This window comes from Methylobacterium thuringiense (assembly GCF_022179645.1).
GTDB lineage: Bacteria > Pseudomonadota > Alphaproteobacteria > Rhizobiales > Beijerinckiaceae > Methylobacterium > Methylobacterium thuringiense.
The window spans coordinates 1-21,832 of sequence record NZ_BPRA01000013.1; the positions used below are offsets into that span (position 1 = coordinate 1).

At 63.1% G+C, this 21,832-nt stretch carries 15 protein-coding genes; 5 read left to right on the plus strand and 10 right to left on the minus strand.

Annotated elements, in window-relative coordinates:
* The coding region (locus tag MFF07_RS14685; protein ID WP_238232268.1) for an ATP-dependent nuclease at positions 1–1,052 on the minus strand (1,052 nt) is incomplete at its 3' end.
* A 310-nt stretch (positions 1,053–1,362) separates the two neighbouring features.
* Between MFF07_RS14685 and MFF07_RS14690 the strand changes: the two genes are divergently transcribed.
* Positions 1,363–1,983, plus strand: coding sequence for a tyrosine-type recombinase/integrase (locus tag MFF07_RS14690; protein WP_238232269.1), 621 nt, complete (start codon positions 1,363–1,365; stop codon positions 1,981–1,983).
* 400 nt (positions 1,984–2,383) lie between these two features.
* Here MFF07_RS14690 and MFF07_RS14695 read toward each other — a convergent pair whose 3' ends face one another.
* The 5 genes from MFF07_RS14695 to crtI all read right to left on the minus strand — a co-directional run bounded on the left by MFF07_RS14695 (position 2,384) and on the right by crtI (position 8,356).
* Positions 2,384–3,919 carry a phytoene desaturase family protein gene (locus MFF07_RS14695; protein WP_238232270.1) on the minus strand — a complete coding sequence of 512 codons (1,536 nt, stop codon included), beginning with the start codon at positions 3,917–3,919 and terminating at the stop codon, positions 2,384–2,386.
* Positions 3,920–4,111: 192 nt separating this feature from the next.
* The gene (locus MFF07_RS14700; protein ID WP_238232271.1) at positions 4,112–5,329 is read right to left on the minus strand and encodes an ABC transporter permease; all 1,218 of its coding nucleotides are present in this window, start codon (positions 5,327–5,329) and stop codon (positions 4,112–4,114) included.
* On the minus strand, positions 5,326–6,270 hold the full coding sequence (locus tag MFF07_RS14705) for an ABC transporter ATP-binding protein (protein WP_238232272.1): 945 nt from the start codon (positions 6,268–6,270) through the stop codon (positions 5,326–5,328). Before MFF07_RS14705 ends, MFF07_RS14700 begins: the two co-directional genes overlap by 4 nt.
* A 38-nt stretch (positions 6,271–6,308) precedes the next feature.
* A complete protein-coding gene (locus MFF07_RS14710; RefSeq protein ID WP_373322357.1) occupies positions 6,309–6,734 on the minus strand; it encodes a DUF2141 domain-containing protein in 426 nt (141 codons plus the stop codon).
* Positions 6,731–8,356, minus strand: coding sequence for a phytoene desaturase family protein (gene crtI, locus MFF07_RS14715; RefSeq protein ID WP_238232273.1), 1,626 nt, complete (start codon positions 8,354–8,356; stop codon positions 6,731–6,733). Before crtI ends, MFF07_RS14710 begins: the two co-directional genes overlap by 4 nt.
* Positions 8,357–8,900: 544 nt before the next feature.
* Between crtI and MFF07_RS14720 the strand changes: the two genes are divergently transcribed.
* Complete coding sequence (locus tag MFF07_RS14720) at positions 8,901–10,337, plus strand: 8'-apo-carotenoid 13,14-cleaving dioxygenase (RefSeq protein WP_238232274.1); 1,437 nt, start codon at positions 8,901–8,903, stop codon at positions 10,335–10,337.
* A gap of 272 nt (positions 10,338–10,609) precedes the next feature.
* Here the strand turns inward: MFF07_RS14720 and MFF07_RS14725 are convergent, their stop codons facing one another.
* Entirely contained in the window at positions 10,610–11,032 is a 423-nt protein-coding gene (locus MFF07_RS14725; RefSeq protein WP_238232275.1) for a BLUF domain-containing protein, read from the minus strand.
* A gap of 676 nt (positions 11,033–11,708) precedes the next feature.
* Between MFF07_RS14725 and MFF07_RS14730 the strand changes: the two genes are divergently transcribed.
* A complete protein-coding gene (locus MFF07_RS14730) occupies positions 11,709–12,521 on the plus strand; it encodes a cobalamin B12-binding domain-containing protein (protein WP_238232276.1) in 813 nt (270 codons plus the stop codon).
* 824 nt (positions 12,522–13,345) lie between these two features.
* On the opposite strand, the gene MFF07_RS14740 is transcribed toward MFF07_RS14730, so the two are convergent.
* Positions 13,346–13,825: an Hsp20 family protein gene (locus MFF07_RS14740; RefSeq protein WP_238232278.1), complete on the minus strand. Its 480-nt coding sequence runs from the start codon at positions 13,823–13,825 to the stop codon at positions 13,346–13,348.
* 1,528 nt (positions 13,826–15,353) lie between these two features.
* Positions 15,354–16,811: a MocR-like pyridoxine biosynthesis transcription factor PdxR gene (pdxR, locus tag MFF07_RS14745; protein WP_238232279.1), complete on the minus strand. Its 1,458-nt coding sequence runs from the start codon at positions 16,809–16,811 to the stop codon at positions 15,354–15,356.
* A gap of 236 nt (positions 16,812–17,047) precedes the next feature.
* Between pdxR and MFF07_RS14750 the strand changes: the two genes are divergently transcribed.
* A complete protein-coding gene (locus tag MFF07_RS14750; protein WP_238232280.1) occupies positions 17,048–19,210 on the plus strand; it encodes a molybdopterin-containing oxidoreductase family protein in 2,163 nt (720 codons plus the stop codon).
* A gap of 126 nt (positions 19,211–19,336) precedes the next feature.
* Here the strand turns inward: MFF07_RS14750 and MFF07_RS14755 are convergent, their stop codons facing one another.
* The gene (locus tag MFF07_RS14755; RefSeq protein WP_238232281.1) at positions 19,337–20,788 is read right to left on the minus strand and encodes a sensor domain-containing diguanylate cyclase; all 1,452 of its coding nucleotides are present in this window, start codon (positions 20,786–20,788) and stop codon (positions 19,337–19,339) included.
* A gap of 472 nt (positions 20,789–21,260) precedes the next feature.
* On the opposite strand from MFF07_RS14755, the gene MFF07_RS22725 reads away from it, so the two are divergent.
* On the plus strand, positions 21,261–21,500 hold the full coding sequence (locus tag MFF07_RS22725) for a DUF6894 family protein (protein ID WP_373322358.1): 240 nt from the start codon (positions 21,261–21,263) through the stop codon (positions 21,498–21,500).
* Positions 21,501–21,832 lie beyond the last annotated feature (332 nt).

The window sequence follows — 21,832 nt, forward strand, 5'->3', positions numbered from 1 at the left end:
GAATTGGTCCGCCCTTTACACTTCGCTTTGTGGCGGCCGTCGACTTTGCGCACCACGAACAGCTGGTCGCCACGGAGCTCGCGGATAGCCACAGGTGAATGTGTGGTGATGAAAGCCTGCAGGGGAGGCGCAGACTCCTTCGCGCCGATGGAGCCGAGGAGGCGAAGGATGCGGTGCGGCTCGAGGCCGTGCTCAAGCTCGTCGATCAGCACTACGGTCGCCTTCTGCGCCGCTTGGCGTTGGAGGCCGGCCAGGAGTAGTCGGGTCGAACCGATTCCTAGTGCTCGTAGCGGCACGCCATCAGCGCCGTGGAGTGCGATGGTGCCGCCGCTGAAAGAGACCGAGTGGGTGTCGAGCATCGCCTTAAGGCTCTCGCCAATCGGAATTCCAAGGCTCTGGGCTGTGGCCTCGACGATCCGCAGGGTATCGCCCAGCTGGGCGTGTGCAAGGTCGCCAAACGCTGCTCGCGCGTTGCGGGCTGCGTCGGCTAGGGCGGCACCCATCTCCGGCCGCTCATCGGACAGACGGTTGAGCACGGAGCCCCGACGCCAAGCGAGGTTATGGTCCGCCAGCCCGCCAACCCGGTTCGGCGCAAGCTGTGCGCGGTCAGCCCAAGTCAGGAATCGTGACTGGCCGGCGGCTTCAGTGCGATCGGAAACTAAGGTCCAGACTGGGTCGAGGTCGCTGCCCACTGCTAGGCGGATGCTGAGGACGGTTTCCGCCTGCGCTTCCGGCTCATCCTCGACCATGCCGGTCGCAGCGTTGAAGCTACGGAGGTAGCTCCCGTAGGACTCCATGCTCTTCAGGGTATCGTCCAGCTCCCCGACCGTCGCGGTAATGACGATCGGTTTGACGACATCTAGTCGATAAAAGTCGGCGTCAGTGAACGCCAGGGATCGGCGAGCCCCTAGGCAAAAGTCGATGGCGTCCAAGATCGAGGATTTTCCGGAGTCGCCGGGGCCGATCAGGCAGTTGATCCCGGCTGAAGGGGCCCAGGTGAGCTGCCGGATGCAGCGGAAGTTTTCGATCTCAATTTGACGAATCCGAGCCATCGTCCTTCTCCCTCAGCGGAACACAGCACGCAAGGCGAGCCGTATCCGCAGCGGCCAAGCTTATCACCATCTCCTAAGGCCGTATGTTCCTGTGAGCGCCAGCAAAATACTGTCTAATTGAATGCTCGACACCAGCCGCAACGTTCAAGCCGCTGCAAACTCTTGGATAGCCCGAATATCTCTCACCGCTACAGCGTTCACCGTTTCCGTCTCCCGTCGCCAGATTCATGTCCGCTAATGACGAACAGGTATGGCGCGGGTGGATCGCGATTAAAGTGAGATGCTGATGGCTCCTCAAAGGGAGTTCATCATGCCTTCGACCAATGGCACCACCCGCCGACCGTGGAACTTTGGCCGCCTCATCGGTCCCAAACCGCCGTTCAAACCCAAGCACATTTGGGCGATCCGCACCCGGCTGCAGCACGAGGGCCGCACTCGCGACCTCGCGCTGTTCAACACCGCCATCGACAGCAAACTGCGCGGCTGCGATCTCGTCCGCCTGCGCGTATCAGACGTCCACCTCGGCGACGGCGTCCGCCTGCGCACCACCATCGTCCAGCAGAAGACTGGCCGGCCCGTACCCTTCGAGCTAACCGAGACCACCCGTGAGACCCTCGCGGCCTGGCTGAAGCTGCGGGGACTGCGGGCCGGCGATTGGCTGTTCCCGAGCCGAAGCCGACCAGGCGAGCACCTCACGACGCGTCAGTATGGCCGGCTCGTCGATGAGTGGGTGGCGTTGATTGGCCTCGACCCGGCAGGGTACGGCACGCACAGCCTGCGCCGGACGAAAGTTGCGCTGATCTATCGGCGGACGGGCAACCTACGGGCCTGCCAGCTGCTTCTCGGTCATACCAAGCTTGAGAGCACGGTACGCTACCTTGGCATCGAAGCGGACGATGCGCTGGTGATGTCAGAACAAACCGACATCTGACACTCACCGCGGCGGCTCCTGGGCCGTCGCACCTACCCCACTTTGTCCGAGAAGGGTGGAAAGCAGAAGTTGGCGTCCTTCCCAGAAGCGGACATACTGCTTCCGACCCAGTCACGTCATAGACGCCGAGTTTCCTTAATCTCAAAAGTGGACGTGAGTCTGGCCAATTAGTCAATTAATTGAGGGTCTAGCAATGTTCTTTAATTATGACAGTGGGCCGCCCCAGATTTTCCAAAAGTCATTCGATTTGGGGCCAGACCTAAATATGCATGGCGCTCAAACATTCTGTCGATAGTTTTTTCCGAGACTCCAAATCGGCGAGCGGCATTAATTTTTTAATCGGAACTTACTGCAAAGCCGATTGGCTGAACAGCCCCGCTGGGATAATGGCGATTGTCATTCATGCGCTTTTGCGCTGATCCGGCTGCGCGCCCCTCAGATCGGTGTCGAGGGCATCAGCGGCGATCCAGCCGGACATCATCACCATCGGCATGCCGGGGCCGGGATGGGCCGCGCCGCCGGCGAGATAAAGGCCCTTCACCTCCCGCGAGCGGTTGCCCGGCTTGAACGCCCCCGTCATCCGGCCGTGGGAGGCCAGCCCGTAGATCGCGCCGTTGAGCACGTGGTAGCGGTCGTGGATGTCCTGCGGCGTCAGGTGGCGCTCGAACACGATGCGTTCTTCCAGATCCGGCATGCCGCCGGTGCGCTTGAGCTTGTCCAGGATCACCTGCCGATAGGCCGGAAACATCTTCTGCCAGTCGTGGTGCGGGCGCAGATACGGCGTGTGCACCAGGACGTAGAGCGCCTCGCCGCCCGCAGGCGCCACCGACGAATCGGTGCCGGAGGGCGCGGCGAGATAGGCGGTGGGGTCCGGGGCCGGCTCGCCCTTGCGGTAGATGAAGTCGAATTCCTCTTCCGGGTCGCGCGAGAAGACGAAGTCGTGGTGGCCGAGATGCTCGTAGCGCCGGTTCAGCCCGAGATAGAGCACCACCCCCGAACAGGCCGGCTCGAAGCTCTTCTTCTCGTACGTTTTGCCGACCGCGCCGCCGACGAGTTCGCGGTAGGTGCGGACCGAATCCATGTTGGAGATCACGGCGTCGTAGGCCGTGCTGCCGTTCGCGGTGCGCACGCCGCGAAGCACGCCGTCGCGGATGTCGAGGCCCGTCACCTCGTCGGCGGGCCTCATCACCGCGCCGAGATCGGTGGCGAGCTTCGCCAGGCCCTCGGCGACCGCGCGGGTGCCGCCCATCGGATACCAGACGCCCTCCGAGACCTGCATGTGGCCGATGGCGCAGAGCACCGCCGGCGCGCCGTAGGGCGACGAGCCGACATATTGGACGAAATGGTCGAGCATCTGCGCGAGGCGGTCATCCTTGACCTTGCCGCGGATCGTGCCGGCCACGGTAGAATGCATCCGCAGGGACAGCACGTCGCGCAGGGTCGACGGGTTCATGTTGGCGCGGATGTCGATCGTGTCGAACAGGTCCTGCACCGCCTTCCAGAAGAAGAAGCGTTCGGAGACGCCGTGCAGGTTCTCCGAGATCGCCAGGAATTTTTTGTAGCCGTCGCCGACGCCCTGTCCCGGCGCGAAGCGGTCCATCGCGGCCGCCATGGCCTCGACGTTCTCGATCAGGTCGATGCGCGACCCGTCCTCGAAGAAGCAGCGCCATTGCGGGTCGAGCCGGCGCAGGTCCAGCGCGTCGTGCACGCTGCGTCCGGCCTCGGCGAAGATGCGCTCCAGCACGCGCGGTACGGTGAGGATCGTCGGCCCCATGTCGAAGCGGAAACCGCCGTCGTTCAGGACCGCGGCCTTGCCGCCGAGCCAAGCGTTCTTGTCGTAGAGCGTGACCCGGTGCCCGCGCGCCGCCGCCACGCAGGCCGCCGCCAGACCACCCAACCCACCGCCGACCACCGCGACCGAAGAACCGCTACTCATGGTCGACATGACTCCGCGGGGCACGACCTGCGGTCGCCCTTTTCAGACAAGCTAGACCCGAACCGGGCGCGGTCAACGCGATACCCGGTCGCGTAGCCCGTGGTAATTTCGAGGAATGCTGCGGGTGACGGTTTGGACGTACATGTGCTCGGAGCGAGTATGTCGTCCGGCGTGTGCGACGTATGCATTGCCCTATGGCCGTAACGTCATTGGTCGAGAAACGAGGACCAGGGCCATGCAGAGGCTGGCCGCGGTCACGGCGGTGAGAACGCCCCAGGCCGGCAGCGCGCCCTGCCAACCTTCGCCAAGTGCGCTTTGGAAGGCTTCGATTGCCCAAGCGTTGGGCGTGAACCACCCGGCCTGCTGAAGCCAGGGCGGCATCAGGAAGCGGGGCACCATGCTCCCGCCGATCGCCGAGAGCAGTAACACACCGAAGGTCGCCGCGAGTTGGGCCTGCTGGCGCGTAGACGCTGCAGCACAAGCTGCCAGCCCGAGGCCGGCGGCCGTGGCTGAGACCAGCGCGGCTGTCAAAAGCCATGCGGACCAACGTGGCGCGACGTCAACGCCATACAGAACGGAAGCAGCGAGAAAGATCAGTCCCGCCTGCACGATACCCTGGAGCAGCAGGAACGCGAACTTACCCAGGACGATCACGCGGAAGCCGCCAGGCCCCGATGCTAGACGATCAGCAAGCCCCGAACCTCGCTCCTCGACGAGCGAAAGTGATCCCTGCATCGCGGCGAACAGCAGGAAAACAGCAGTGATCGCACTTGCATAGTACCCGACGCGATCGTTGCCGCCGGCGGAGGCGGTCGATCGACGTTCCACGAGGTCAGCGAAGGCAAACGGCTCCTTCTTCGCCCGTTGCTCGGCGAAAGCATCGTCTAGGAATTTGCGCTCATCGGCTCCAATCTTGCCCGTGCGCTCAACGTCGGCGATCACTCGGGACAACACGACGTCGGGTAGCGCTTCGTTGAGCAGACGTTGGAGCTGGCCCAAGGCGATTGGGGTTGCCAGCGCACGAGTGGGATTTTCGATCAGTAGGACCGGCTGATCGACGGGGGCCGGTTTCTCACCGGCAGGCGCCAAGGCTAGATCGCTCCTCAGCACCAACGCCACGTCGACTGTCCCACGACGCACGGCGTCAATGATCTCGGGCACAGTCGCTGCCGACAGATGCTCGACGCGGAGGGAAGGTTCGGCCGAAAGGGCGTCCGCGAGTCGACGAGTTGTCTGCGTGTTCGCGTAGTCGGCGAGCCCCAGGTGGATCCGGATGCGATCGCCGATGGCTCCAGAAAAGATCGCCGCGAAGATTACGAACATCACGGTCGGCAGGATGAAGGCCATCGCGAGCGCCGCCCGATCTCGCCTGAGCGAGAGCCACATGGTTCGAAAGGCGGCAGCCATCATGGCAGCGCCCCACCCGTCGGGATGATGTTGCGGTAGAGGGCTTCGAGGCCGGGCCGACGGATGCGGATCTCGGCAACGGGCACACCCGCGTCGCGCAGGTCCGACAGGAGGGCTGCGCCATCGACTCCCTCCGCAGCAGCTCTGGCCGCCCGCCAGGACGTTGCATCGCTTAATTCTGCAGTGCAGAAGCCAGCGAGACGGAGGGCCGCCTCCGCCTCGGGTTCCGGGGGAGTGTCGAGCAGGACCTCGTATTCAGGGCTCGCGGCGGCGAGCGGTCGGAGCAGATCAGCGAGGCTGCCTTCGCGTACGAGCCGTCCAGCCGACAAGAATGCAACCCGGTCGGCGAGACGCTCAGATTCGCTGAAGTCGTGCGTGCTAACGACGATCGCGGCACCCTGCTTCCGCAAAATCTCCAGCACTTTATGGATCGCAGCCCGGGCAGCGAGATCGACGCCTTGCGTAGGTTCGTCGAGCAGGATGAGGTCTGGTCGGGTAACTAGGCTCGCCGCAAGGTTCACCCGGCGCTGGTACCCGCCCGACAACGCGCCCACTGGACGGTCTGCAACCTGTTCGATAGCGGTCTGGTCGAGCACCGCGGCGACCGCAGACCGTCGCGCGGGCCGCTTGAGCCCGGCGAGTTGTGCGAACACGTCGAGATTTTCCGCGACGGTGAGGCGGGGATACAGCGCGATCTCCTGCGGCACGAAGCCGATCCGCCGCCGCGTGGCGCTATCGCGAGCGGGATCCCTGCCGAAGACCCGAACGCTTCCACGCTTGGGCGGGAGACGGCCGGCAGCAAGACGCAGTAGGGAGGTCTTTCCCGCCCCGTTTGGGCCTAGCAAAGCTACTGTCTGACCACCCGCCACGCAGAGATCGACGCCGTCAAGCGCGGCCCGACCGCGATAGGCGAGTGCGGCGTTCCGAATGTCGAGGAGCACCATGGATGCTTCTTGGAACGGGGTACTGCAACGTGGCTCGGTCAACGAGTGGACAGCCCGCGGGCAAGCCGAACCCGCAAGGCCGTTCCGACCTCGCTTAGGGTGAAGCTTGCTGAGGCGAAGTCAGGTCGCGATCGGCGACCAACGCCCCGTGAAACTCCGTATGGCTCCAGCGGCAAGCCGAGTCCGGTGCGATCAAGACGACCGTTGCCGTTGAGATCCTGGTAGGCGACGACCGCGTATGTGCCCGGTTCGATCCCCTCGAAGATGAAACGCCGGCTCCCGGCAGATGCCAGCGCGTCCTGACCGGAGCGGCATGAGTTCTCCGCGAGTCCGCCTTGGCACAGGGCCACGTAAACGGTGCTGGGAGGTGACTCGATGCCGTCGATCACAACCTCAAGGCTCGCGGCTTCGGCCCCAAAAGTGAGGCAAGCCAGGGACAACGTGATACACACTTCTCGCTTCACGACGCCTCGCTCTGTGTCGCCAGCGGCGAGGTCGCCGGCAGTTCTTTCAGGGCGGGGGCCTTGGCGCCGGCGAGGTCCTCGATCAGCAGGCGGGCCGAGATGCGGGCGCCCTCGTAGATCACCGGCAGGCCGGAGCCCGGATGGGTGCCGCCGCCGACGAGGTAGAGGCCTGGCCCGAAGCGGTTGTGCGGCCGGAACCACAGCATCTGCCCGAGATCGTGGGCGAGGTTGAAGGTCGCGCCCTCGTGCACCGTGAATTCGTCGCGCCAGTCGCGCGGGTCGAGCACGCGCTCGTAGCGGATGCGGCTCTCGATGTCGGCGATGCCCAAGAGCTTCAGGCGCTCCAGCACCAGCCGGCGGTAGGCCGGGCGCACGCTCTCCCAGTCGATGCCCGACTTGAGGTTCGGCACCGGCACCAGCACGTAGAGCGCGGTGTGGCCCGGAGGGGCCATGCCGCCGTCGGTGTATCCGGCATGCTGCACGTAGAGCGACGGCGTCATCGGCAGGGTGCCGCCGGTGATCTCCTCGATGTTCTGCTTGTAGTCCTTCGACAGTAGGATCGAGTGGTGCCCAAGCCCCTCGGGGACCTTACCCTCGATGCCGAGATACATCATGAAGGTCGAGCAGGAGAGGCGCGCCTTCTCGACCTTGCGGTCGCGCCAGCGCGGCCTTTGCGTCTCTGGCACGAGATCGCGAATCGTGCCGGCGAAGTCGCCGTTGATCACCACCGCGTCGGCATTGAAGGTCTCGCCGTTCACGACGACGCCCGAGGCGCGCTTGCCCGTATAGACCACGCGCTCGACCCCCGTGCCGAGGCGGATGTCGACGCCCATGCGGCGGGCTAAGCCCGCCATCGCCTCGGAGACCGCGCCGCAGCCGCCCACCGGGTGATAGACCCCGTGCTCGTATTCGAGGAACGACAGGATCGTGAACAGGCTCGGGCAGCGGAACGGCGACATCCCGAGATATTTGGTCTGGAACGAGAAGGCGAGGCGCACCCGCGGGTCGGCGAAGTAGCGCTTGAGATCCCGGTCGACGCTGCGGCTCGGATGGAGATGGGGTAGGGCGGCGAGCATCGCCGGACTCATCATCGAGAAGAACCGGTCGAAGGCCTGTTCCAGCACCGGCCTGAAGAAGTTCAGCTTGGTCCGGTTCTCGGTGAAGAAGGCATGCAGGTTCTTCGCATCCTGCGGCGCGATGCGCGCGATTTCCTCGCGCAACCGGTCCTCGTCGCCGGTGGCGCAGATCTCGCCCGAGACGCCACCCTCGCCCTCGAAGAGCAGGTGGTACATCGGGTCGAGGCGTTTCAGCTCGACATGATCCTCCAGCCGCTCGCCGCAGCTCTCGAAGATGTCGGCCAGGATCTGCGGATAGAGGAAGAAGGTCGGGCCGATGTCGAAGCGGTAGCCGCCCGGTGCCTCCACCGTCTTGGTGCGCCCGCCGACCACGGCGTCGCGCTCGAACAGCGTGACGTGGATGCCGGCCTTGGCGAGCAGCAATGCCGTCGCGAGGCCGCCGGGCCCCGCGCCCACGACCGCAACGCGACGGCCTGCCAAACTCCGCAACCCCTCACGCAACGTCGTACGCTCCCATAGCCAGATGCATGTCAGCTGCCCATTCATCTGAAAACATAGCTAGAGGCAATTGCCTCGAAATGCCGCGCTGAAGCTTGCCTGCCCCCACTCGGTGATCACTCCTTACAAAATCGCGCATCGCTTGATGGGGTCAGCGCACCAGGGGAGCCGCGCCCGACCTACAGTGTCTACGACCGCCATAATGGCAAACCGTCGTAATCGGCGGTACGTAAGTTCCTGTAGCCGGTGTAATAGCCAGAGGAACATTCTTACCCGCCTTCTCGGTCCAAGACGTCAGAATTCCAGTCAGCTGACGTCCCGCAGAGACGAGCAAGCATCGATCGATGCCGGCGTGAAGCAAACGTACGGCTTCACAGATATGCAATTGAAAAGCGGACGAGCAGAAATCGTCCCAAATAGGGAGTGGGCCCATTTTTTAGTAGCGCCACGGTCTGATCGCCTCTGTAGACGTAGCGGGATACACAGTGGGCGAGATCGCCGACATGACCCACGCGGACGGAGCCATCGTCCGCCTTTGAGAAACGCCTCGCTTCACGACGGCCGCTGCCCGCACCATCCGAGAACGCAATTGATGCCGAACTCTATCGAGGCAAGCCTGCGAACCGCCGCCGAGGGTCTCGTCTCGCTGGTGGCGGCCTGCAACCGGCTCCGCCTGCCAGGGAGGCAGCACCCCTTCGTGGTCGGCGTCCATGCACCGATGCGTGAGGAGTTAACCCTGCGGAATCTGCCTGTGACCGGAACGATCCCGGCGGGGTTCGACGGCCGCTACCTCAAAATGGGCGCCAACCCCGCCCGCCCGCCGACGCGCGGCCACGACTGGTTCCTGGGCGACGGCATGGTGCACGGTCTCTGCATCGAGGGTGGCAAGGCCCTGTGGTACCGCAACCGCTGGATCGGCTCGCGCGCGGCTTCCGCGGCGCTCGGCCGGCCCGTCGCCCCGGGGCCGCGGCGGGGCGACGACACCGTCAACACCAACGTTGTCGAGATCGGCGGCCGCGCCTTCGCCGTAGTCGAGGCCGGCAGCTACCCGGTCGCGCTGTCCGAGGATCTGGAGACGCAGCGCTACGATTCGTTCGACGGCACGCTCACCGGCTCCTTCACCGGGCACCCGCACCGCGACCCGGAGACTGGAGAGACCCACGCGATCGCCTATGACGGCCGCGTCTGGGACAGCGTGCGCCACGTCGTCCTCTCGCCCGCGGGCCGGGTCGTGCGCGACGTGGCGATCCCGGTCGAGCACGGGCCCTGCATCCACGATTGCGCGATCACGGCGCGCTTCGTTGTCGTGCTGGACCTGCCCGTCACTTTCTCGATGCCGGCGGTGCTGGCCGGGCACCGCTTCCCGTTCCGATGGAACCCCGCCCACCACGCCCGAGTTGGCCTGCTGCCCCGTCACGGCACGGCTGCCGACATCGTGTGGTGCGCGGTCGCGCCGTGCTTCGTCTTCCACGTCGCTAACGCCTACGATGACGCAGACGGGCGGGTGGTCCTCGACGTCGTCGCCTACGAGACGGTGTTCGCGTCGCCCGGCGGCGGCCTCGACGCGCCCGGCCGATTGGAGCGCTGGACCGCGGACCCCGCGACGGGGCGGGTCAGCCGCCGGGCGATCGACTCCGCGGCGCAGGAGTTCCCCCGGATCGACGAGCGCCGTTTCGGGCGGCCGCACCGCTACGTCTACGCGGGCTCGGTCCCCGCCGACGGCAACACGCAGCTCGTCGGCGCGACGCAGATCTACAAGCACGATTTGGCAACGGGGGAGCGGCGCGTGCACGATTTCGGCGCAGAGCGCGTCCCGGGAGAGTTCGTGTTCGTGCCGGCGGGGCCGGAGGCCGGCGAGGACGAGGGGTGGCTGGTCGGCCTCGTCATCGACACGGCACAGGACACGACAGACTTCACCGTTATCGACGCTTGTGCTTTCGAGGCGCCGCCCGTCGCCTCGGTCCATCTCGGGCACCGGATCCCGCCGGGCTTCCACGGGAACTGGTTTCCGGGGAACAGGGCCGGGTGACGATCGCCGGCACCGCCGATGAACTCGTTCAGGTCGTTGGCCCTCTCGCGGGGGTGTGTTCGCGCGCCCTTATTCAAGCGTACCGGGCTTGGTTCAGTTCTCGGTCAGATGCACGGACGCGTTGCCAAATCGAAGGGCGATCCGGAGCGGTCCAGCTTCACTGAGCAGCACGGCGATGCCCCGCGTCAAAACAGCCCTAGCACGGAGCACTGAGGGACGGGACCTCTAGCCCCGCAGGCTATGGGCCTGCGGGGCTAGAGGTCTCGGCGATATTAGCTGAGCGCCGGTGAGCGCTGATGGGCGAGTTCGGACGCGACCCGACGGAAGATCTTCTGAAGCTGCAGAGGGGTCGCGTGGGTCGCCGCGCCCTGATCGACTTCGGCCTGCGTCCACATCCAGGATCGCGCCGGGTCGTCCCGCATAGCCCAACTGGGGAACAGACGCATGGTCACCGGCTCGTAGGACAGGCGGGTTACCTCGACATGTCGGTCGTCACGCATGATCCGCGCGTACGTCGCTGCAATGGCCTCCTCTGGTCCTTCCAGGAGTTGTAGATACAGATCGGCCCGGCAGATGAGTGCGCCGGTTATGTCGTCGCGCGCGTTGCATCGGCGTGATTGAGACAAGATGCCATTGAGGCCGCCCGTATCAAATCCGAAGGGACGGGAGGCGTAGATGATCTGGACAATATCCATTGTGGCGTATCCCAGCGAGGCTCAGCACCGATGCTAGGACATGCTCAGGACAAGCGCCACGCAGCGCGAACGAACAGCATCTGGAATGGGATTCTGGTCGCCGGTTGCTGCTGAAGCCGGCGCAGCGACAAACCGCCACAAAGGGCGGTACAGGTGTATCAAGCGGCTAGTCCTCGTTGGCGCACATCACGGTCAGGTCCTGGACGGTGACGGCGGGGTCGGACGCCTAAGGCGAGGGCATCTGCAGCGGAAGATCGTAAGTGTCGATCTGCTAAAAGTAGCGCGTGCCGCCGTGCTCGACGGCGCGGAAGCATCATTGAGACACCGGATTTCCGCGGCGATGGCCATCAGTCCACCTCACAATCGGTATGGGCCTTCTGATGTCGGACCATCGGCGGCCATTCGGTGACGCAGCAGCTGATCCGGAGTTTGAAGCCCTCGCCGGCTTCGTGGGCCCCGCGGCACCAATCCGGGTTCAGAAGCGCTCTCGCCTGCGTACACCTTGGCGTTGATCGTCTTTCATGGGATGTGGATCTGCCCGCGAAAACTCCTCGAAAATGTCGATTGCCAACCTTTACATGATCGACACGAGAGGTTTTGTTGCCGCCTCTTAAAATGGCTGCATGACAGCCTGGAGCAAACAGGGATCTCAACCCTGAACCTTTAGGTAGGGGCTATGCTGGATCTGGGACCATCCCACCATGAGTGGGCTGCCCTACTGACAGCCGAGATCGCCGAGGCTGTCGGCGTCCGAGAAGACTATGCGCAAAGGCGCTCGGCCGATGAGGCGCGCGAGCGAACCTTGGCACTTAGCCGCGTCATTCAGGCCGAGATCATTCCTCGCCTGATGTTGCTCGATCGCAACGATGCGCGAGCCCAGCCTGCAACCCTGCCGAAGCTCGACACGGAAGAGGTCGCAGAGTTCACCGACCTTGTCCTCCAGCACGATGTCACGGCGCTGACAGGTGCCTTCAGCGCGCTTTTGGAGAAGGGCTATTCCGCCGACGATCTGTTTCTCGACCTGTTGGCACCGGCAGCAGCCTTGCTCGGCCGCATGTGGGATGACGATCTGTGCGACTTCATGGAGGTCACAGCCGGCCTCGCCCAGTTGCAGTTCCTGCTGGCAACCTTCCGAATGGACGGAGGCATCGCCCCGTTCAATGAGAAGCGCCGTATCCTCCTGATGGGAGCCCCAGGCGAGCAACACACCTTCGGCTTGGCGATCGTCGAGCAGTTCATGCGCAAGGCCGGCTGGCACGTGGCCAGCGGTCTTGCCTCCAGCCCCGGGCAGACCGCCGAGCTGGTCGGTTCGCAATGGTTTGGCGTGGTGGGACTGACTCTGAGCCGGGAGGATCACCTCGATCAGCTGGCAGGTGCAATCCGTGCCGTGCGTGAGGCCTCTCTCAACCCGTCGATCGGCGTCATGGTTGGCGGACCGGTGTTCCTGGAGCATCCAAAGTACGTCAAACAGGTCGGCGCCGACGCCTAGGCCGTGGATGCGCCGACAGCGGTGCTGCTGGCCCAGCGGCTGCTGACATTCGCCGATGCCGTCCGGGCATAGCGGTCAGCCGCAAACCACCAGTCGAGCTTCTCGGCCAGTCTGATCGTCAAGTCTGGACTGGCCGAAAAGCGAGGTACAGCGTGCGAGTTGTCGGATCGGCCCCTCAAGCGAACACGGCTAGGGCAGCAGGGTTCGAGGCTGGAGGCCGGGGTCTCGGCATTACGGCAGCCGGACAGGGTGGTGGGTCGTCGTCGTCATCCCGCTTCGGTCGAACGGTACGATGGATTGCCCAGAACGGCCGCTGTCTGCGCTTGAACCGACAGTTGGGGGTCCGAGGCTTATCCAGGGCGGTCTTGTCATGAGCGTCCAGTTCGGCCAGCGCTGTGAGTATCGCATCGAGCGGTACAGGCTCCGCCCTGCTACCGGGCAGACAACGCAAGCTAGGCGACTGCTCCATGGCATGAGCGTCTGACGCCCATGATGCCAGGATCGTGCGCTTTTCCCCGAGCGACAGTGTGGGATGCATCAGCACATCGCGCGGCCGACGAAACACGTCACCCGGTGCGACGAGTGCCGTCCACACATCGAAGGTCGGAGTCCGCGCCACGGCGCATACCACCGGACCAATGTTCTTCGAAGCTTCTTCTCCTCTCTGCATGATCATCCTCCTGAATTGGTGGAAAATTTTACAAAGCCGCCATCGATGCGGTTCAACCTTTCGCTGCCCTGCCCTCTATGAGCGTCAAGAAGACTCTGAGATCCCACGGGCTCGACTGCCCGTGGGAGTCGGCGAGGGCATGGTTATGGTTTGGCTAGGCCGCCTGGGCCTGATGCTCGACCTGCGTTGGGGCATTGTCTTGCCCGGAGGTCGAATGGCCACCGCCGATGGCGATCCGACGCGGCTTCAGAGCCTCGGGGACCTCACGCTGCAGATCGACGGTAAGCAGGCCATTGGCCAGATCGGCGCCGGTGACCTTGACGTGGTCGGCGAGATTGAAGGTTTGACGGAAGCTGCGTCCGGCCAGTCCACGGTGCAGGTACTGGCGCTCATCGGCGCCCTTTCTCTGACCGGAAACGAGCAGCGCGTTGTTGTGCTGCGTCATTTCTATTTCGTCAGGCGCAAAGCCCGCGACCGCCATAGTGATGCGATACTGGTCGTCGGCAACCTTCTCGATGTTATAGGGCGGCCAAGTCGTCGTCGGATCGACGCGGTCGGCCTGAGCGAGAAGATCGAACAGTCGGTCAAAACCGACAGTGGAACGGTAGAGGGGAGCAACGTCGTAGTTTCTCATAACCACATTCTCCAGAGAGCAACGTGATGACAAGGAACGCCGGACACCGTGCCCGGCGCCTGCTCTTGCGAACTCAAACGAGCCTCGCCCGCGTAGAATGCACATCCCGAAAGTTGGTTTCAAGAGCCGTCCGAATTTTTTTCGGCCCCCCCCCAATAGCCTTACCGAAGCGTTACGCTCATGAGCGATCTTGGAATTCAAGGTCGTGGGCGGTGTCGTCTCAGGCCAATCTGGAGGCTGCACATCCAACGAGTGCACCTGATATAATAACTGCGACAACCACTGAGTTTTAAACGAGTTGAGCAGTCGTCGCAGTGTCTGTTTCACGGCCAACCGGTGCCGATATCTGTCATCCAACCTCGATGGGTCCCGGCGGCTGTGGTGCTGGTGGATCACCCTCAGGAGGTGCCGGATCGGGCGGCGGATCGCCAATAGGTGGCAAAGGGTCGTCGCCAGGGCGGGGCGTGTCGGACAGCATGGAGGTCTCCAGTGCGTTCGCCTGTAAGGGAACGGCATCTCAACGCGCGTTGCGTTCGAACGGTCGTGTAGGTAACCGTCTATCACGCTGCCACGAAGCGGACCTTCCCAGAGCCTGCAATGGGTCGAGAACGGCTCAGAGCACGGGTTCCCCCCTAAATTTCCACGACCAAGACGTGCGCGTTCGTCTCACGCTTGCCGAGGCCATGATTCGCGCCGAGGCAAGGAGCAGTATGGCTTTTGCCGACCTGCCGCGCCCTGCAGTGGGGACGATCAGGGGCGGCTCATCGACCTCTATTTACGGCACGCCGGGTTCTCGGCCGTCGAGGCTTATGCAATGGTGCCTCGGGGCGGCTTCAGCGATCCGCTATGAGCGGTGATAGGCCGATCATAATTACGAGTGGAGCGCACGTAGCGGGTCCAACACTACGTTGCCCGGTTGCGGCCGCCGCAGACCCCCTGCATTAGCGTCTCTGAAAAATGATTATCAGCCCGTCTGTACGGAGGCGCGAGAGGCGGCATTTGGATGGTCGCGGAACGGCAAAAGATTTTGGTTCGGTTCGGCAAGTTTTTCAACCCTACCATTCAAGCTGGTCGACAATAATTAAATAGTTATAGTAAATCATTATAATTTTATACGATTACAATAATTTATTTAGGACTACATTATATCATTCGCCTAATAAAATTGATTATAATATAAAAATGGCATAATAGAAGATAATGCGCATTACATAAAGTATATAATTACCAGCTTATACCTCTGCCGTTTGGAGAAAACATAACTCCACTCGCCTCAAAGGCGGCTTTCAGTAGATTAATCCGGCCGATGCGGACTTGTCCTGAAGCTTCAAATTTTACAAGTGTACTGTTAGAAACGCCGGAAATTTTATACGTATCAAGTACGGTCCATTTCAGTACGGCGCGGGCTGCTCTGCACTGTTCGGGCGTAAAAACCCCTCCCGGTTCACCCGGTTTCATATCCTGAGCGCTAGCAGCATCATTCATGTTTTAAACAGACTTTCTTCTTTGGTATGAAAGATAAAAATTTTTACTGAATAATTTCTTGTATTTCTGCAATGGCCTTTTTAATCTGTATTTCGTTCAAAGACGAATATCCAAAAACCAGCATATTGTCGACAGCATTGGAATGGAAATCGTAGGCTGCCCCGCTCGACAGGGCGTAGACACCGATGCCCCTTTCCCTTGCCATGACCTGGATCTGCCTTGCCGGAGGGAAACCGGGCGGCAGCCGCCAGACTAGGTGCAGCCCGCTGTCTCCGCCGATGACGACGGCCCCGGCGAAGGTTCGCCGCAACGCTGTGACGAGGCAGTCGCGACGGGCCTTGTAGACTTGCCGCAGACGGCGCAGGTGCCGGTCGAAGTGACCCTCATCGATGAAAGCTGCCAAGGCGGCCTGCTCCAGCCAGGCCTGGCCGTTGCTCATCCGTGCCTTGAGCATTCGGGCCTCGCCCCAGAACATGCGCGGGACCGTGGCGAAACCGATGCGCAAGCCGGCGCCGACCGACTTGGAGAAGGTGCCGACGTAGAAGACGCGACGTCCCCCGTCGAGCCCGGCCAACGCCGTCAACGGCGGGCCGTCGTAGCGGAAGTCGCTGTCGTAGTCGTCCTCGACGATGTAGCTGTCGGTCTCCTCCGCCCAGCGCAGAAGGGCCAAGCGCCGTGACAGCGACATGGTCGCACCGGTCGGGAACTGGTGCGATGGCGTGACGTAAAGCAGGCTGCCGCGGTCCTTGGGCAGCAGGTCCGTCCGCAAACCCTCGCCGTCGACCGGGACCGGGTGGATAGTCAACTCGGTGCTTCTGAAGATTAGCGAGGCTCCCAGGTAGCAAGGGTTCTCTATGCAAAGCTGCCGGGTATGCGACTTCAGCAGGTTGAACACGAGGTTGAGGGCGTCTTGCCCGCCCGTGGTGACGATGACCTGGTCCTCGGTCACCGCGACAGCGCGGGCACGCCTCAGGTGCGTGCTGATGGCCGTGCGGAGTTCCGGCAAGCCCGCCGGATCGCAGTAGTCCGTGAGATAGGCGGTCTCCTGCGACAGCAGACGGCTCACGATCCGCCGCCAGATGCGAATAGGGAACGCACCTGGGTCCGAGCGCCCGACCCAGAAGTCGAGTTCCGGCCGGTCTCCGCCGCCACCCGGTGAGCCGGCGAAGCACAGCAGGGGCTCGCCTAACTCCTCCGAGACCGGCCCGTTCGTCAGCGGCTGGCTGCCGCGCTGGATCAGCAACAGGCTGTCTGGTGGGATAGGCCCCACGAACAGACCCGCCGTGCCGCGCGCCTTGACGTAGCCCTCGGCCGCAAGGCGCTCGTAGGCAATGATCACAGTATTGCGCGAGACCCGGAGGCGTTCCGCCAGAAGGCGACTCGGCGGCAGAGCCATGCCGGCTTTAAGCTGACCGTCCAGAATGATTTCTCGAATCTGATCGAAGACCTGGGCCTGCAGCGGCTTGGAGGACTTTGGATCCAGCGTGAGCGTCAGTTCCACGCGTCGTTCCATCCGCGGCGGCGACCCGCGAAGTCTCTGGCAACAGCATCGTTGCCACACAGACACTACCGACCTGCCCAAGCGCAACAAAACCGTTGGTACCATGGATCGTGCCTGATTTGGCACTTCCTCCGGACCAAAATTTGGAATTGTTTGTGTTTTAGTGCATTCTTAGAACGCCGCGAGCACGCCCCTGAAGAGCACAAGAAGCCTGGGCGCTCGACGAAGGAGGAAACATGAACGAGATCGTCAAGCCGGATTCCCTGATCGTGGCCGAGGCCGAGAGCCTAACGGAAACCTTCTTCGGCGGCTGCCCGCACGATTGCCCGGACACCTGCTCGATGTTGTTCGAGGTCAAGGACGGGGAGCTGCTCGGCGTGCGGGGTAACCCGGACCACCCGATGACCCGCGGCGGCCTGTGCGTGAAGCTCAAGGACTACGAGAAGCGCCACTACCATCCGGATCGGTTGCTCTATCCGATGAAGCGCGTCGGGCCAAAGGGCTCCAAGCAATTCGAGCGCATCACCTGGAACGAGGCGCTCGACACCATCGTGTCGCGCTGGAAGGCGATTATCGACCAGTACGGGCCCGAGGCCATCGCGCCCTACAGCTACCTCGGCAACCAGGGACTCGTACACGGGCTGAACGGCGGCGACGCCTTCTTCAACCGCATGGGCGCCACCGTGACCGAGCGCACCTTCTGCGGCGAAGGTTCGTGTACCGCCTGGCTCTTGACTGTCGGTCCGACCGCCGGCCTCGATCCGGACAGCTACATCCACTCGAAGTACATCGTGATCTGGGCCTGCAACTCGGTCAGCACGAACCTGCATCACTGGGCCATCGTCAAGGACGCCCAGAAGAAGGGCGCCAAGGTCGTGGTCATCGACGCCTACGCCTCGCGCACTGCCAAAGCGGCGGACTGGCACATCGCCCCGAAGCCTGGCACCGACGGCGCGCTCGCCATGGCGCTGATCAACTCGATCATCGAGCAGGGCCTCGTCGACCAGGACTACGTCGACAACTACACGGTCGGCTTCGAGGAGCTGAAGGAGCGGGCGAGCATCCGCACGCCGGAATGGGCAGCCGAGATCACCGGGGTTTCCGCCGAGGACATCCGCACGCTCGCGCGCGAACTTGCGACCGCGCAGCCCGCCGCGATCCGCATGGGCGTGGCGCTGGAGCGGCACTACGGCGGCGGGCAAACCATACGCGCGGTGTCGTCCATCCCGGCGCTGACCGGCGCCTGGCGCCATGTCGGTGGCGGTGTCACGCAGTTCGGCGTCTGGGAGCATCCCTACAAGTTCGACGTGATGTGCCGGCCCGACCTGATTCCGGAGGGCACCCGCGTCATCAGCAACCTTCAGATCGGACGCGCGCTCACCGGCGAGCTGAAGCTCGACCCGCCGATCATGTCGATGATGTGCTGGAACTCGAACCCGGTCACACAGGCGCCCGAAACCGACAAGATCGTCGAGGGGTTGATGCGCGAGGACCTGTTCATGGTCTCGGCCGAGCACTTCATCTCGGACACCGCCTCCTACGCCGACATCGTGCTTCCCGCTACGATGGGCGCGGAGATGGAGGATATGATCCTGTCCTGGGGCCACCTCTACCTGACCTACAACACCAAGTGCGCCGATGCCCCCGGCGAGGCGATCCCGAACAACGAGATCTTCCGCCAGCTCGCCGCCCGACTCGGCTTCGAAGAAGAAAACTTTAAGTGGACCGACACGGAGTGCCTGGAGCACTACGTCGATTGGAACGCACCGGCCTGCGAGGGCATCGACCTGCAGTACATGCGGGAGCACGGCTTCGCCCGCCTCAACGTCGGCACGCCGGATGACCGTGCACCTCATAAGGAAGGCAACTTCCCTACCGCGACGGGCAAGTGCATGTTCATGGTCGAGGGCGCCACGAACTTCGTCGCCCCGCCGTTCCGGCAGATGTACGAGGCCTTCCAGCCCGGCGAGGCGCTCGATCCGCTGCCCGACTACCTGGGCCCGCGGGAATCGCACACCAACGACCCGGAGCTGGCCAAGCGCTTCCCGCTCAACATCGTCTCGCCGAAGAGTCACTACTTCCTGAACTCCTGCTACGCGAACATGGAGGACAAGCAGAAGGGACAGGGTGAGCAGTTCGTGATGATCAGCCAGCACGACGCAGAGGCACGCGGCATCCGGGATGGCGACAAGGTTCAGGTCGCCAACGACCGCGGGGCCTTCAAGGGCGTGGCGCGCATTACCGACGACGTTAAGGCCGGCATCGTGGTCGCGACGCTGGGCTACTGGCGTCAGCTCAACGAGGGCACGGTCAACAGCATCTCGTCTGGGGCCTTCACCGACATGGGCCACGCCCCGTCGTTCTCGGACAACCTCGTCGAGGTTGCCCGGGCGAACTGAGGTCACGGATTGGCTGAGCAACAAACAGGCGTCCTACGGGACGCTTGTTCTTGGGAAGCGGGCTTTAGCCCTCCGCCCGGAAGCGGACGTTCCGTATACGACAAGCCTTGATTGCCGCGGCCGCACTCAAGCGACCTGCCTGGGGGGCCCTGTTAGCTGATAAGTCTGTGCCGTTCCCTTCCGCGTGCGCTTAGCTGCGTAGAGCGCTGCATCGGCGTGACGCAAAACCCTTTCCCTGTCGTGCAACGCTTCGCTGGACCATGCGATGCCGATGGTTCCTGTCACTCGCGCGATGTGCCCCTGTCCATCCATGACAATCTCAAGGTCGTGCAGAAGGCGCCGCACCATCCGGTCCAGGTCCGCCCGACCGAGGTCGGTAGGTACGACGACCGCAAACTCATCTCCCCCCAGGCGTGCCGGGAGCCAACGCTCGTAGGAAGATGAACGCAGCCGGTCAGCGACAAGGCGCAGCACAGCGTCGCCCGCCGCATGTCCAAGCGCATCGTTCACGCCCTTGAAGCCGTCGAGATCGATCAGCAGCACGCCGACGTCGCCGTTCGCCGCGCGCGCTTCATGCAGCCGCGCGTCGAGGAGGCGGTGGAACTCGGCCCTGTTGGCCAGTTGCGTCAGGTCGTCGGTCCGGGCCTGGTGCCGAAGCCGCGTCTCCAGCCTATGCTGCTCAGTGATGTCCTGGATCAATCCGATAAGGGCGGCGGGCTTGCCTTTGGCTAGCTCGATCTCACAGGAGCAGCGTACGCGCCGATCGTTGCCCTTGGCAGTCAGCAGGTCTGCCTCCAGTTCGAACGGCTCCCCCGTGTCCAGAGTCCGCATTACCGCAGTTCTGAAGGTGGTGCGGTCGGGCTCAAGCAAGGCGCCCATGATATCGCCGGTCGGCTTGCCGTCGCCAACGGGCAGCTCGTGGATGGCGAAGACGCCGTCCGACCAGGCAACGGATCGCTTCTCGATGTCGTACCGGTACGATCCCATGTCGGCCATACCCTCGGCCCGCTTGAACTGCCGGCGCTCGCGTTCCAGGCGTTCCACCGCCATCCGGTGCTCTTCGGCCGTCTTTGCAGCGCAAAGGGCAAGGGTCCGGGCCTCGATCAGGGCTTCAGCGACGGAAGCCAACTCCGTGAGGAGTTCGAGGTCAACCGGCGTCGTATCACGCGGCTGCTCATCGAGGACGCAGAGTGTTCCGACCGTAACTCTGTCGCCGTCAGCACGCCTGACGCGGACCGGAACACCCGCGTAGTAGCGGATGTGCGGTGCACCCGTGACGAACAGGCTTGTCGCGAAGCGCGGGTCGAGGCTGGTATCCGCCACGATTAGCGGCTCTTCGGTTTCGAACACGATGGGGCAGAACGCCTGGGCCCGCTGTGTCTCGGCTGCCAGGGGCCCGCAGCGCGCTTTGAACCACTGCCGCTCCGGGGCAACCAGAGTGATCGAGGACATGCCAGTTCCCAGCATGCGTTGTGCGACCTTGGCGAGGGCGTCAAACTCGCGCTCAGGTGGCGTGTCGAGAAGGTTGATTTCCGCAAGCGCCTGTTGGCGCAGTGCCTCGCGCTGTGTGTCCGACATGGTCTCCTGACGCCCGTGTGCGGCCCCGTCGAGGCAAGCCCGCCGTCATGTTGCATACGGCGGATAGGCTTAAGTGAGCGTGACCTCAGCTACGTCATGAGTCCGAACCGGCTTTTGACCTGTGAGTACGGTGAGGAGGTACTGCCGGGAGCAGATAATCGCCCCAAGCCTGAGCAAAGCGGTGGGGCACCGCGAGCAAATTGGGCCGGCCCGTTATTTGAAACTCCGTCCCGAAAGACGACTGGCAACAAACCACCTCTGCGGTCGTAGGTCCTTGCCAATGAGGCTACCGAGAAGGAGACCTTCCTGGGGTGATCATATCGTTGGCGCACCACCCGTTAGATGCACGGTTCCAGACCGTAACGGGGTGCGACATAAAGTGCGATTGCACGCAATCTTTTTTCTATGGAAATGATAAGATTATACCCCGCCGTCGCGGCACTCCGCGCGGCTGGCCCGGAAAGGTTTTTATATGTCGCACTACTATTTTGATGTCTGTAACGGGTTTGATGTCTCTGATAGCGTTGGATTGGATCTTGCAGACGATAACGCTGCGCTACATCATGCTCGCTCTGTAGTTGCGAAGTACGCCTCTGACCCTCACAACCTCGCAAGCAGCGGCCATATCGTCGTGACAGTGCGCACAGGCCCTACGACAGTGCTCACGACGACCCGGCTGGTGTTTCAGGAAGACCTGCCGGCGGTTGCCTAGCGGTCAAAGTGGCAAGTTCAATGAGAACCATTTCAAGAAGCACTCGAACTCGATAGCTTCCACAGCCATCAAGTTTGGCCTGCGCCTCAAGGCAAAGCTCCGTTGCTTCTGCGATCTGGGTTGGCGTTAGCGGCATTGGCAACCTCATTGACCGGTTGCGTGAGCTACCAAAAGGCATCGTACTAGTGCAATTGGACTAGACGTCGCCGGGCACTTTTCCCCCAATCGGTTGCCGATTATCCCTGGGTTTTCGGCTTTCGGGTTATGGCCTGCCCCCATTTGGTGGCCCAGGTTCAAAGGTAGTGCATCGTTGTGTTTCGGCGTGCAACTTT

What these genes read in the sequence shown, in the direction of transcription:
- MFF07_RS14690 (WP_238232269.1), top strand. Translation starts at nt 1,363, where the DNA reads ATGCCTTCGACCAATGGCACCACCCGCCGACCGTGGAACTTTGGCCGC.
- crtI (WP_238232273.1), bottom strand. Translation starts at nt 8,356, where the DNA reads ATGAATGGGCAGCTGACATGCATCTGGCTATGGGAGCGTACGACGTTG.
- MFF07_RS14740 (WP_238232278.1), bottom strand. Translation starts at nt 13,825, where the DNA reads ATGAGAAACTACGACGTTGCTCCCCTCTACCGTTCCACTGTCGGTTTT.
- MFF07_RS14720 (WP_238232274.1), top strand. Translation starts at nt 8,901, where the DNA reads ATGCCGAACTCTATCGAGGCAAGCCTGCGAACCGCCGCCGAGGGTCTC.
- MFF07_RS14705 (WP_238232272.1), bottom strand. Translation starts at nt 6,270, where the DNA reads ATGGTGCTCCTCGACATTCGGAACGCCGCACTCGCCTATCGCGGTCGG.
- MFF07_RS22725 (WP_373322358.1), top strand. Translation starts at nt 21,261, where the DNA reads ATGTCGCACTACTATTTTGATGTCTGTAACGGGTTTGATGTCTCTGAT.
- MFF07_RS14700 (WP_238232271.1), bottom strand. Translation starts at nt 5,329, where the DNA reads ATGATGGCTGCCGCCTTTCGAACCATGTGGCTCTCGCTCAGGCGAGAT.
- MFF07_RS14730 (WP_238232276.1), top strand. Translation starts at nt 11,709, where the DNA reads ATGCTGGATCTGGGACCATCCCACCATGAGTGGGCTGCCCTACTGACA.
- MFF07_RS14755 (WP_238232281.1), bottom strand. Translation starts at nt 20,788, where the DNA reads ATGTCGGACACACAGCGCGAGGCACTGCGCCAACAGGCGCTTGCGGAA.
- MFF07_RS14725 (WP_238232275.1), bottom strand. Translation starts at nt 11,032, where the DNA reads ATGGATATTGTCCAGATCATCTACGCCTCCCGTCCCTTCGGATTTGAT.
- MFF07_RS14750 (WP_238232280.1), top strand. Translation starts at nt 17,048, where the DNA reads ATGAACGAGATCGTCAAGCCGGATTCCCTGATCGTGGCCGAGGCCGAG.
- MFF07_RS14695 (WP_238232270.1), bottom strand. Translation starts at nt 3,919, where the DNA reads ATGAGTAGCGGTTCTTCGGTCGCGGTGGTCGGCGGTGGGTTGGGTGGT.